The 13,274-nt window shown below is 39.0% G+C and carries 11 protein-coding genes; 9 read left to right on the top strand and 2 right to left on the bottom strand.

Annotated features, from left to right (window positions below):
- Positions 1–276: 276 nt before the first annotated feature.
- Entirely contained in the window at positions 277–1,356 is a 1,080-nt protein-coding gene (gene mutY / locus NST91_RS21070) for an A/G-specific adenine glycosylase (protein ID WP_341332696.1), read from the top strand.
- Positions 1,357–1,404: 48 nt separating this feature from the next.
- Here mutY and yfhS read toward each other — a convergent pair whose 3' ends face one another.
- Complete coding sequence (gene yfhS / locus NST91_RS21065; protein ID WP_099352809.1) at positions 1,405–1,626, bottom strand: mother cell protein YfhS; 222 nt, start codon at positions 1,624–1,626, stop codon at positions 1,405–1,407.
- A 157-nt stretch (positions 1,627–1,783) separates the two neighbouring features.
- Here yfhS and NST91_RS21060 point away from each other — a divergent pair, with 157 nt between their 5' ends.
- From NST91_RS21060 to NST91_RS21045, 4 genes are all read left to right on the top strand, one after another.
- Positions 1,784–1,960 carry a gamma-type small acid-soluble spore protein gene (locus NST91_RS21060; protein ID WP_099352808.1) on the top strand — a complete coding sequence of 59 codons (177 nt, stop codon included), beginning with the start codon at positions 1,784–1,786 and terminating at the stop codon, positions 1,958–1,960.
- 575 nt (positions 1,961–2,535) lie between these two features.
- Entirely contained in the window at positions 2,536–2,790 is a 255-nt protein-coding gene (locus NST91_RS21055) for a YgaB family protein (RefSeq protein ID WP_341332695.1), read from the top strand.
- A 224-nt stretch (positions 2,791–3,014) separates the two neighbouring features.
- Positions 3,015–3,545: a nucleoside tri-diphosphate phosphatase gene (gene ntdP / locus NST91_RS21050; RefSeq protein ID WP_099352806.1), complete on the top strand. Its 531-nt coding sequence runs from the start codon at positions 3,015–3,017 to the stop codon at positions 3,543–3,545.
- A gap of 291 nt (positions 3,546–3,836) precedes the next feature.
- Positions 3,837–5,588, top strand: coding sequence for an ABC transporter ATP-binding protein (locus tag NST91_RS21045; protein ID WP_341332694.1), 1,752 nt, complete (start codon positions 3,837–3,839; stop codon positions 5,586–5,588).
- 1,068 nt (positions 5,589–6,656) lie between these two features.
- Here the strand turns inward: NST91_RS21045 and NST91_RS21040 are convergent.
- Complete coding sequence (locus tag NST91_RS21040) at positions 6,657–7,826, bottom strand: IS256 family transposase (protein WP_341330668.1); 1,170 nt, start codon at positions 7,824–7,826, stop codon at positions 6,657–6,659.
- Between the two features lie 712 nt (positions 7,827–8,538).
- Here NST91_RS21040 and NST91_RS21035 point away from each other — a divergent pair.
- From NST91_RS21035 to NST91_RS21020, 4 genes are all read left to right on the top strand, one after another.
- On the top strand, positions 8,539–9,555 hold the full coding sequence (locus tag NST91_RS21035; RefSeq protein WP_341332693.1) for an ABC transporter ATP-binding protein: 1,017 nt from the start codon (positions 8,539–8,541) through the stop codon (positions 9,553–9,555).
- Positions 9,527–10,495: an ABC transporter ATP-binding protein gene (locus NST91_RS21030; protein WP_341332692.1), complete on the top strand. Its 969-nt coding sequence runs from the start codon at positions 9,527–9,529 to the stop codon at positions 10,493–10,495. The genes NST91_RS21035 and NST91_RS21030 overlap by 29 nt, the downstream gene beginning before the upstream one ends.
- Before the next feature lie 46 nt (positions 10,496–10,541).
- Positions 10,542–12,176 carry an ABC transporter substrate-binding protein gene (locus NST91_RS21025; RefSeq protein WP_341332691.1) on the top strand — a complete coding sequence of 545 codons (1,635 nt, stop codon included), beginning with the start codon at positions 10,542–10,544 and terminating at the stop codon, positions 12,174–12,176.
- A gap of 82 nt (positions 12,177–12,258) precedes the next feature.
- A complete protein-coding gene (locus NST91_RS21020) occupies positions 12,259–13,263 on the top strand; it encodes an ABC transporter permease (RefSeq protein ID WP_341332690.1) in 1,005 nt (334 codons plus the stop codon).
- Positions 13,264–13,274: the final 11 nt, after the last annotated feature.

The following is a 13,274-nucleotide window of genomic DNA, read 5'->3' as shown; positions in this document are numbered from 1 at the left end:
AGGTCACAATTCGATTCGTCAAGAAGGTTAAAAAGCAACCTTCTAGCCGAATCGTCTTGTACTTGTCGGGGCTGAACAAGGCGCTTGTGCTTTTAGTTGTTCCTAAGTTTAATGTAACCAACAATCTCAATTTAAAAAGATGTTTGAAAAAAATTGAATAGAACACTAATTTTTTGGGGTTTTAAGATAGGATTTCATGAAGAAGGACAAGCTTTTTCTTCATGTAGGTAAATTATTTTAATTTTATCACCTTGGGAGAGGGAATGGTATGGACAAATGAAACTTTTAGAAAGTTTTTCGATAAATGAATTTCAAAATGATTTAATTGATTGGTTTGAAAAAGAACAAAGAGACCTTCCTTGGAGGCAGGATCAAGATCCTTATAAAGTATGGGTTTCGGAAATTATGCTCCAACAAACAAGAGTCGATACAGTGATTCCGTATTTTGAGAATTTCGTTTCTAAGTTTCCGACAATCGAAGATCTTGCTGAGGCAGATGAAGAGAAAGTACTTAAAGCATGGGAAGGCCTAGGGTATTATTCACGTGTTCGAAACCTTCATGCTGCTGTTAAGGAAGTTGCGCAAGAATATGATGGTAAGGTTCCAAATACAGTTGAAGAAATTTCGAGTCTAAAAGGTGTAGGCCCATATACTACTGGGGCAATCCTTAGTATTGCTTATGGAATACCTGAGCCTGCAGTGGATGGAAATGTGATGCGAGTACTTTCAAGAATTTTATCAGTATGGGATGACATTGCTAAGCCTAAAACGCGCAAATTGTTTGAAGATATTGTCAGAGAAATTATCTCAAAAGATAATCCATCTGCTTTTAATCAAGCTTTAATGGAATTAGGTGCACTGATTTGCGTTCCAGGAAATCCAGCATGCCTATTATGTCCCGTTCAAGAACATTGTAGAGCTTTTGCAGAGGGTGTTCAAAAAGAACTACCAGTAAAGAGTAAGAAAAAGGCACCAATGGCTGTATCTATGGCGGCAGTTGTCCTTCAAAACGAGGATGGCAAATTTTTAATCCATAAACGACCTGAAAAAGGACTTTTAGCAAATCTGTGGGAATTTCCAAACAATGAAATCATTCTAGATGTCCAGGCACCAAAAGAACAGCTCGGTGATTTCTTGACTAACGAGTATCAAGTAAATGCAAAAATTGGCCAAGCATTCACGACAATTCAGCATGTGTTTTCTCATTTGATTTGGAACATAACAGTGTTTGAAGGGGAAATAAAGGGAACTATAAAAGAAACTGACAACTTGAAGTTGGTTAGCCTAAAGGAAATGGAACAATACACCTTCCCGGTTTCCCATCAAAAAATATTAAAAAGCTATCTCACTAAATAAATGGGTCAAGGGGACAGGTCCCTTGACCCACTTTATCTCTACCTAAAATCAATCATACGACAATTTAATATCACTTGTATATTCATTGTTACGATGGAAACCGCCCCTAGCTTCAATTTCCTGGACAATTTCACGGTGCAGGGATTGGCCCTCAGCATTTAAATAAGGGACAATTTGTTGAAAGGAATGGTGGAAAAAAGCAAGCTCGCTTTCCTTCCATTCATTTTTTGGGATCATTGATAAATGAGTCATGTCTCGACCAGCATACATCTTCAATTACCCTCCTTTTTGAACATCATATTAGTTTCACTATGTTCAATTAATAAGATTATCCAAAGTATGTAAAAATATCCTATTTTTAAATAATATTTTTTATGGATATTAAATTCCTTTCTAGGACAAATTAATTGTCGTGGAGGTGATTACAATGGCTAAACAACCAAACAAAACTTCAGCTGGAACTAACGTACAACAAGTTAGACAACAAAACGCTCAATCTCAAGGTGCTGGTGGTCAATTCGGTACTGAGTTTGCTAGCGAAACAAACGCTCAAGAAGTAAGACGTCAAAACCAACAGTCTCAGTCTAACAAAGGCCAAGGCTAATATAATCAAAATACTTACTGCTTTACCCAAAACACTTCCCGTATTCGTCGGGAAGTGTTTTCCTTTTTCTTTTTGAGTTGGATGAAGGAGGCTGATGAATTCCCGAACGGGGGGAAGTCACCATCGTAAAGTCTTTCATAAGGAGGATGAAGTCCCGACCGGATGGAAGTCGCCATCGTAAAGTCTTTCATAAGGAGGATGAATTCCCGAACGGGGGGAAGTCACCATCGTAAAGTCTTTCATAAGGAGGATGAAGTCCCGAATGGAGGAAAGTCGCCATCGTAGAGTCTTTCATAAGGAGGATGAAGTCCCGAACGCAGCGAAGTCACCGTCGTAAAGTCTTTCATAAGGTGGATGAAGTCCCGAACGGGGGGAAGTCACCATCGTAAAGTCTTTCATGAAATCGATGATATCCTAAAATTCAAACATTGACCCGCTAGCCAACGCCCTTCCTTGATAGTTTGACAAAACCTCCTATATTACTACATACATAGACAAAGGAAATTGAGTCTATTTCCAGAAATAATAGGTTATAACAATAATAATAGTTCATAGACAATTAGGAGGATCACATGATGAGCGATTTTAATGCCCTTGTTGGTGAACAGTTAAAAACAATGGATAAGCTACTTTTCATTCAATCTGAAATTGAAAGATGCCAAGAACTAGAGAAGCAAATTTTAGAACTTCAAAAAGAAACTGAACTCCAGCCGATCCAAGAAGAGATAAAACGTATGCAAGATGAGCTAACGCAGATCCATGACTTATTCCAGCAACAAACGGAAGAAGTTATTCGATCCTATCAAGGCAAAATCCATCAAACTGTCTAAATATGTTGCGTAAAAGAGTCATCGAAAAATAACGATGGCTCTTTTGTTTTAAAAAATGGGACTAACCGTTATAATAATAGAAAAAGGTTTTTCTTTGTTTTAATACGTTCGATATGGGAGTTCGGCATTAAACCTATCGAATAATATACAAAATCTATATCAAATCTTGGAAGATTTAGAAATGTATAAGACAAAGCTGCCCAAAGTGAAAGTAGGGAGAGAGAATGGGTATTCCCATGGAAGGAGATAAAATACAAATCCATAGTTATAAACATAATGGCCATATTCACCGTGTTTGGGAAGAAACTAGAGTGCTTAAGGGTACACAAAGCATAGTCATAGGCGGGAATGACCGCACAACTGTGACAGAGTCCGACGGCCGGACTTGGATTACACGTGAACCGGCTATATGTTATTTTCATGCGCGCCATTGGTTTAATATTATCGGAATGATACGTGAGGATGGGGTTTATTATTATTGTAATATCAGTTCCCCGTTTATTTCCGATGATGAAGCATTGAAATATATCGATTATGATTTGGATATAAAGGTTTTTCCAGATATGACATTTATCTTATTAGACGAGGATGAGTATGAAAAGCATCGTCGTGAAATGAATTATCCTGATGTCATCGATAAGATATTAAAAAATAATGTGGACAAGCTTATCCAATGGATTCGTGGGCGTAAAGGTCCATTTGCACCGGATTTTATTGATATCTGGTACGAGCGCTATCTAACCTATCGAAGTTAACATTATTCAGTAGAAGTCCCAACTTCTATTGAATAATGTTAAGCCTCCGGCTGATGCCACAGATTTTTATGAATTTTTTTCGAGCAATAAATCAAAGACTAAAACCGCCACTTCCTGTGGCAACATCTTTGTGACCGACATCGTGTGGGTCTAAAAATCTGCGCGCAAATATGTAAAGGCGCAATTGAATAACCTCTAAAACCTGTTGAAAATAACAACAGGTTTTCAAATTTTAACCCGATTGTTTTTCGGGTAATTGATTGTACAACAACTAGAAGGAAGGTCAGGGGATTGGGGAGTACTAGACGTTATATGAAATTTGTGAAGCCGTACCGGTTTCAAATCTTTATCACAATTATCATTGGTATCATAAAATTCTCGATTCCAATGCTCACTCCACTATTACTGAAATATGTATTGGATGATGTCATCGCTGCAGATCTTACACAAGATGAAAAACTATCGAAACTTTTCTTAGCGATGGGAATCATGTTATTTATTTTTCTTGTACTGCGGCCACCCGTTGAATATTATCGTCAATATTATGCACAGTGGGTCGGTAGTAAAATCCTCTATGATATCCGTGACCAGCTTTTTGATCATATACAAAAGCTAAGTCTAAGGTATTATGCCAATACACGAGCGGGTGAAGTAATATCTAGGGTTATTCATGATGTGGAGCAAACGAAAACATTTGTCATTACTGGATTAATGAACTTATGGCTTGATCTGTTTACAATTTTTATTGCAATTGCGATTATGCTAACACTCGATATTCCATTAACAATCGTTTCTATTATTTTGTTTCCACTTTATGGCTTTTCGATTAAGTATTTTTATGGCAGACTTCGCCATCTTACAAGATCAAGATCACAGGCATTGGCTGAGGTACAAGGGTATCTTCATGAACGTGTGCAAGGGATTCCTGTTATCCGAAGTTTTGCAATTGAAGATCATGAACAAAGGCTATTTGATAAACAAAACAGCAATTTTCTACAAAAGGCATTAGACCATACAAGCTGGAATGCAAAAACCTTTGCTGTCGTTAATACGATAACAGATATCGCTCCATTGCTTGTCATCGGGTATGCAGGCTTTCAAGTGATTCAAGGTGATTTAACAGTCGGAACTTTGGTTGCGTTTGTCGCTTATATTGATCGACTCTACAACCCGTTAAGACGACTTGTAAACTCATCAACAACATTAACACAAGCCCTTGCTTCGATGGATCGTGTATTTGAATTTATAGATGAAAAGTATGATATCGTCGACCTGCCGAACGCGATTGAATGTAAAAATGTAGCCGGAAACATGAGTTTTGAAAATGTAACATTTTCTTATGGCGATGATGACGACGATCAAGTCGTTCTAAAGGATATTAATCTTAACATTCAAAGTGGAGAAACAGTTGCTCTAGTCGGAATGAGTGGTGGAGGAAAGTCGACACTGGTCAGCTTAGTACCAAGATTCTACGATGTAACTGGAGGAAGAATCTTATTAGATGGGACGGATATTCGTTCTTTTAAGGTAAGAAGTCTTCGTGATAAAATTGGGATGGTCCATCAGGACACCTTTTTATTTAGTGAATCCGTCAAGCATAATATTCTGCTTGGTAAACCAGGAGCAACTGACGAAGAAGTTATTGAAGCAGCTAAAGCAGCTAATGCCCATGAATTTATCGAAAATCTCCCTCAAGGGTATGATACAAAAGTAGGGGAACGAGGCGTAAAGCTGTCTGGTGGACAAAAACAACGAATTGCAATTGCTCGCGTATTCTTAAAAAATCCGCCATTACTAATCTGGGATGAAGCAACTTCAGCATTGGATCTGGAAAGTGAACACCTCATTCAGGAATCACTAGAAGAATTAGCAAAAAATCGTACTACTTTTATCGTTGCTCATCGGTTATCCACGATTACACATGCCGATAAAATTGTCTTAATTGAGCATGGTGAAATCGTAGAAGTCGGAACGCATGCCGAATTAATGAGCCAAAAAGGACATTATTTCAACCTTTTCCAAGTACAACAACTTGATGATTAACGAAGACAGGGAATACTTTAATAGGTTCCAATTCAGGGAGCAGAACATAAAACACAATATATTTTTTAGCGTGAATTCACCTATGAATTCACGCTTTAATTTTTTTCGATAAATTAACGCCTAATATTAGAGGAATTATTTGGTTTCAGAGACACACTTGTGCAGATTTTGCCGACTTATGTCCGAAGCTACTTCACCTTCGGACACCCCTGCACTGATTCCGCCTTTCACTGTCTGAAGATCCCCAAACTTCGGACACACTCGCGTTGAATATGCCACCGATTGTCTGAAGTTACTAGACCTTCGGACACCCCCGCCCTGATTCCGCCTTCCCTTGTCTGAAGATCATCAAACTTCGGACACCCTCGCGGTGAATATGCCAACCGTTGTCTGAAGATTGACAAACTTCGGACACCCCTGCACAGATTCCGCATTCCAGAGTCTGAAGATCCTCAAACTTCGGACACCCTCGCGCTGATTTCGCCTTCCCTTGTCTGAAGATCCCCAAACTTCGGACACACTCGAGCTGATTTCGCGTTCCCTTGTCTGAAGATCTCCAAACTTCGGACACACTCGCACTGATTTCAGCTTCCCTTGTCTGAAGATATCTAAACTTCGGACACACTCGCACTGATTTCGCATTACTTTGTCTGAAGATGCCCAAACTTCGGACACCCTCGCGCTGATTTCGCCTTCCCTTGTCTGAAGATCCCCAAACTTCGGACACACTCGAGCTGATTTCGCGTTCCCTTGTCTGAAGATCATCAAACTTCGGACACACTCGCGGTGAATATGCCAACCGTTGTCTGAAGATCTCCAAACTTCGGACACACTCGTACTGATTTCAGCTTCCCTTGTCTGAAGATCATCAAACTTCGGACACACTCGCGGTGAATATGCCAACCGTTGTCTGAAGATCGAGTCAAGTCCATAATTTTGTGTAAAATTAATTCTATGGCTAACAATAATTATCAGGTTATTAGATTTACTTGTGTTAAGAAATTAATTTGTATGGGTAGGAAGGGGGTACCCCCTTCCTACCCATACAAATTTCGCTCGCTTCGCGTACTATCTTTTTTTGATTGGCAGCTTTTTCATAACTTGCTTTTCTTGATAATCCATTAATATGGCTCCAATTAAGCGAAAGGCAGATTGAGTGTGAGGGAAAATTCTTATTACTCTTTCTCTTCGCCGGACTTCCTGGTTCAACCGCTCCAATGAATTTGTACTGTGTATATAAGTGTGGTATGAACATGGTTCATTTAGGTATTGGATGGCATCTTCGAAGCCTTCTTCTAAGATTTGTATTGCTTTTTTTAGTTTAGAATTATCTCGATAGTTCTTAATAAAATCTTCTTTAAACGCGCAAGCATCTTCTCTAGTCATAGCACTGAATATTCTTTTTAAATCAAAGATTACCTGTGCCATATCTTTTTTTGGAAGATCACCTATTATATTACGCTTGAAATGTACAGTACATCTTTGCCATGAGGTTCCAATAAATTCACGTTGTATAGCCTTTTTTAACCCTTCATGAGCATCTGATATAACTAGCTTAGGTGATTGTAACCCGCGTGACTTTAAATCCTTGAAAAAGCTTTGCCAAGCATCAAAACTTTCTACATGATCTACTTTTAGACCAATAACTTCTCTTTGATCTTTTTCATTAATAGCAGTAGCAATATAAACTGCTTTTGAAACAACACGGTGATGTTCACGAACCTTTATGTACATGGCATCTGCAAAAATATACGGATAGTACATGACGTTTAATGGTCGATTTGCCCATTGATTAACGATTGGTTCAAGTTTCTTTGTAAGTGATGACACAAAGGATTTCGATACATTTTCTCCACAGAGTTGCTTTACAACCTTCGTAACATTTCCAGTAGATACCCCATTAATAACCATCTCTAACATAGAAAGAACAAAAGCTTGGTCGCTTCGTTCATACTTTTCAAATATAGATGGAGAAAAGTCACCTTCACGTGTACGAGGAACACGCAAAGTAATTCGTCCGTTAGATAATAGTAAATCACGTTCATAATAACCATTTCGGTAATCTCGACGAGTAACTGTTCGTTCATAAGCTTTTGCTTGTAAGTGTTCATCACGTTCTTTTTCCATTATTTCATTCAGTACTAAGACTATGGAAGCTTTAGTAACCGCTTCGATATTAGAGTTCATAACAGCATCTTTTAAATTGTCCAAATTTAGGGTAAACTGAAGTTGAGTCAAAATTAATTCCTCCTAATGTTTTCGTCGCTGATAACATTGTGGCCAAATGGAATTGATTTGACTCTTTTTCTTTTTACACAATTATATGGACTTAATCGAAGATCGACGAACTTCGGAAACCCCTGCACAGATTCCGCATTCCAGAGTCTGAAGATCCTCAAACTTCGGACACCCTCGTGGTGAATATGCTAATCCTTGTCCGAAGTTACTCCACCTTCGCACACCCCTGCACTGAATCCGCCTTCTTTTGTCTGAAAATCCACGAACTTCGGACACCCCCGCACAGATTCTGCCACCCGTTTGTCTGAAGATCGCCAAACTTCCGACACACCAGAATTAAATATGCCACCCCTTGTCTGAAGATCCCAAAACATCCAAACCCCTGCAAAAATTTTCACCTTCATTTGTCCGTAGACTTAGCTTTTTTGACTATGATTTTAACTGTTACTACACATTAGAAATTCGTATGCCTATTGATGTGATAATTGGCCGGTTATTAATTCAAAACGGAACCCGTGGATAAACTTCCGCATCTTTTTTATCTTCAAATTCGACGGGTTTCTGCTTTGAATGAGATCTTGTTGTTATTTCCAGGGAAATCCTGTCGAATTATAGGATAAAATTCCTTCGTTTCTCGGGGCCTTTTTTTTACATTGTTGTAATAATTCGTCCACCTTTTTAATAAAACTTCTTGTAAAGGCAGGTGTGATAGATGGGGGAAAAAATAATTGAGGTAAAAGGTTTACGCACCTCATTTTTTACTGATGAAGGAGAAATACCAGCGGTTGACAACATTGACTTTCATATAAAAGAAGGGGAAATTCTCGGGGTGGTTGGAGAATCAGGTTGCGGGAAAAGTGTCACATCCTTATCGATAATGGGACTAGTTCCAAATCCTCCTGGCAAAGTTGTCGGTGGTGAAATTATTTTTAATCGTGAAAATATCATCCATTACTCTGAGAAAAAGATGCGTCAAATTAGGGGAAATGAAATCGCGATGATTTTTCAGGAACCCATGACTTCTCTTAATCCTTTATTTACAATCGGTAATCAAATGATAGAGGGGATAAAGATACATAGGAAATGGGATAAAAAGAAATCCCGTTTAAAGGCTATTGAAATTATGAAACGTGTCGGCCTTCCGCGTGCAGAGGAATTAATGGAGGAATATCCCCACCAATTATCTGGAGGTATGCGTCAAAGAGTGATGATTGCAATGGCGATGGCATGCAACCCAAAACTATTAATCGCCGATGAGCCAACAACTGCCTTAGACGTTACGATTCAATCACAGATTTTGAAGCTAATGAAGGAATTGAACGTTGAGATGAATACTGCCATTATGCTCATTACACATGATTTAGGCGTTGTTGCGCAAATATGTGAACGAGTGGTTGTCATGTATGCCGGAAAGATTGTGGAAGAAGGCGAAGTCTCATCCATTTTTAAAAATCCGAAGCATCCATATACGAAAGGATTATTAAAATCAGTTCCTGATATTCGCAATAAGAATGAACGCCTTTATTCAATTCCTGGAAATGTACCGAAGCCGGGTTCAATCAGGCATGGGTGTCGTTTTGCTGAGCGATGTGAATTTGCATTTGAAAGATGCTCATCTGAAAATCCAGAGCTTTATAGGGTTGATGATAGAGGTCATCGTGTTCGCTGTTTTTTGCAAACTCGAGAGGGGGAGAGCAATCATGACACAGCCTTTACTACAAGTCCATAATTTAAAAAAGTATTTTCCGGTTAACGGTGGTGTGTTTGGAAAAAAAGTTGGAGATGTAAAGGCCGTTGATGGACTTTCCTTTTTTGTGAATAAGGGCGAAACCCTAGGGATCGTTGGAGAAAGTGGGTGTGGAAAATCTACAACAGGAAGACTTATCTTACGGCTTTTAGACCCAACAGAAGGGCAGGTTCTATTTAATGATCAGGATGTTACAAATCTATCATTATCAGAGATGAGGAAGCTCAGACGTGATATGCAAATTATTTTTCAAGATCCATACGCTTCCCTAAATCCAAGGCATACTGTCGAAAAAATACTAGAGGAGCCTCTGATCGTTCACGGAATTGGTGATAGAACGGAACGAAAGCGTAGAGTCCAAGAAATGCTAGAGGTCGTAGGATTAAGTAGTTATCATGCAAAACGATATCCGCACCAATTTAGTGGAGGACAGCGACAGCGTATTGGTATTGCAAAGGCGTTAATGACTAATCCTTCCCTCATTATTGCAGACGAGCCAGTTTCCGCTCTCGATGTGTCGATTCAATCACAGGTATTAAACCTTATGGAGGATCTGCAAAAGAAATATGACCTCACCTATATATTTATTGCACATGATTTAGGGGTAGTGCGGCATATAAGTGATAGAGTGGGCGTGATGTATTTAGGAAGAATCATAGAATTGACTGATAGTGAGAAGCTTTACAATAAACCTCTGCATCCATATACAAAAAGCTTGCTTGAAGCTGTGCCAATTCCAGACCCAGATTATAAAAATGAGTCGGTTGGGATCACCGGGGAGATTCCAAGCCCATCAAACCCACCTGCAGGTTGTACATTTCACACAAGATGCAACAGTTGCATGGATATTTGCAAGACGACACGCCCAGAGTTTAAGGAAGTGGAAGAAGGTCATTTTGTTGCTTGTCATCTCTACGAATGACTCGTAGCATTCATGATAATAAAAAAAGCTACAAGGGGGAATTTCATTGTTTAAGAGGAAAGGTATACTAGTCTCAATTTTATTCCTGCTCCTTATATCGACAGCTTTAGTAGGCTGTAGTGGAGGAAGTGAAGAAGGAAGCGAAAATCAAAATGAGGGAGATAAGCCAAAAGAAGAGACTCCAACAGGAGAAGTGCAAAAAGAGCTTGTATTTGGTCGTGGTGGGGATTCTGTTTCTCTAGATCCAATTTCAACCACGGAGGGGGAAACTTTTAAGGTAACGGTGAATATCTTCGAAACCTTAATAAACTATGGAGAACAAGACACCACTTTACAACCAGGTCTGGCAACTGAGTGGACACCTTCTGAAGACGGGCTTGAATATACACTGAAGCTTCGTGAAGGGGTTAAATTCCATGATGGTACGGATTTTAATGCAGATGCCGTGGTTAAGAACTTCGAGCGTTGGATGAATGGAGATGCTGACCAATTCCCTTATTACACCATGTTTGGAGGATTTAAAGGGGATGAAGGTCATGTGATAAAAGAAGTAGTTGCAGAAGACGATTTTACGGTTAAATTTATATTAAATCGTCCACAAGCTCCTTTCTTAAAGAACCTTGCGATGTCCCCATTCGGTATTGCAAGTCCTACTGCACTTGAGAAATTCGGTGGAGACTTTATGAAAAATCCAGTAGGTACAGGTCCATTTAAATTTGTTGAATGGAAAGAAAATGACAGAATTACATTAGAAAAGAACCCTGATTATTGGATGGAAGGCTATCCGAAATTAGAGAAAATTATATTTAGATCAATTCCAGAAAATTCAGCTCGCCTTAATGCATTACTTGCAGGTGAAATTGATTTAATGGATGGCGTAAACCCTTCAGATTTAACTCAAATTGAAGGAAATCCTGATTTACAAACATTTGAGCGACCGTCCATGAATGTTGGTTACTTAGGTTTTACAGTCAATAGACCACCTTTTGATAATAAACTCGTTCGTCAAGCATTAAATCATGCGATTGATAAAGAAGGAATTATTGCAGCGTTTTATGGAGGCCTTGCCGAACCTGCTAAGAATCCACTTCCACCAGCTTTAGAAGGGTATAACGATGATATTGAACCATATCCATATGATCTCGAAAAAGCGAAAGAATTACTAGTTGAGGCAGGTTATCCGGATGGGTTTGAAATGGAGCTTTGGGCAATGCCTGTTCCACGTCCATATATGCCTGATGGAATGAAAGTTGCAGAGGTTATCCAATCAAGCTTTGCTGAAATCGGTGTTAAGGCAGAAATTAAATCAGTTGATTGGGGAACGTACTTGGAACAAGCTAGCAAAGGAGAATTTGATGCCTACATGTTAGGTTGGACAGGGGACAATGGAGACCCAGATAACTTTATTTATACATTATTAGATAAAGATAGCATCGGTAGTAACAACTATTCGTATTACAGTAATGATGAGCTTCATGATATTTTAATTGAAGCCCAAACCATTCCAGATCAAGAGCAACGAAATGAGTTGTATAAAAAAGCTCAGGAAATTATCCATGAAGATTCTCCATGGGCACCATTGGTTCATTCAACACCACTACTAGCAGGAAAGAAAAACCTAAAAGGACTGTTACCACACCCAACTGGTTCTGATATTTTGACAAAGGTTGAATTTGAGTAAAAGATGAATGTTTGAGACAGATCAAAGGGGAGATTTATTCTCCTCTTTGACGTCTACTTTTCCAATAAAAGAGGTGATAACCTTGTTCGCATATACATTACGAAGAATTGGAATGGTCATTCCAGTGTTAATTGGCATGACTCTTGTTGTTTTTTCAATTATTCACCTAATCCCTGGAAATCCGGCACAAATCATCCTTGGCCAGCGTGCTACCGAGGAGGCCATCGCCGCGCTGACAACAAAACTTGGTCTTGATCAACCTTTATACATTCAATATTTCGAGTATATCAAGGGACTCTTGACCGGTGATTTAGGTGAATCTATTCGGACGAAAACGGCTATAAGTGATGAGATTTGGCCCTATCTAGCCGCAACAATAGAGTTAACCCTTGTTGCGATGATTATTGCAATTGTAATAGGAGTTAACGCTGGAATTATAAGCGCTTGGTTTCAGAATTCTTGGTTTGATTACACTGCAATGGTCCTTGCCTTAATTGGTGTATCGATGCCCATTTTTTGGTTAGGGTTAATGGAGCAGTGGGCATTTGCACTTCAATTAGATCTATTACCAACCACCGGCAGAGAAAATGTGCGTGACCCAGTTGATTCAATTACCAGTCTTTATTTAATAGATACTCTAATTAACGGGAGAACTGATCAATTTGTGACGGTCTTAAAGCATTTAATCCTACCGAGTGTCGCGCTAGCAACCATTCCAATGGCAATAATCGCACGTATTACACGTTCTAGCATGCTTGAGGTGATGCGTTCAGACTTCGTAAGAACGGCACGTGCAAAGGGAGTCAAGATGTTTTGGGTCGTGTACAAGCACTCCTTGAAAAATGCGGTCATTCCAGTTTTAACGGTGATCGGTTTACAAACAGGTTTATTACTGGGAGGAGCTATTTTAACAGAAACGATATTTGGTTGGCCAGGAATTGGAAGATATATTTATGAAGCTATTAATTATCGTGATTACCCGGTGATTCAGTCAGGTATTTTAGTAGTCGCGACCTTCTTTGTTTTTATCAATTTAATCGTAGATCTTTTATATGCGGTTATCGATCCGCGAATTAAATATCGTTAAAAAATAGGGAA

Origin of the sequence: Ferdinandcohnia sp. FSL W7-1320 (assembly GCF_038050315.1) — a bacterium.
GTDB classification, from domain to species: domain Bacteria; phylum Bacillota; class Bacilli; order Bacillales; family Bacillaceae_L; genus Ferdinandcohnia; species Ferdinandcohnia aciditolerans.
Note: the sequence above shows the minus strand (reverse complement) of the source record. Positions and strands in the feature narration are given on the sequence as shown.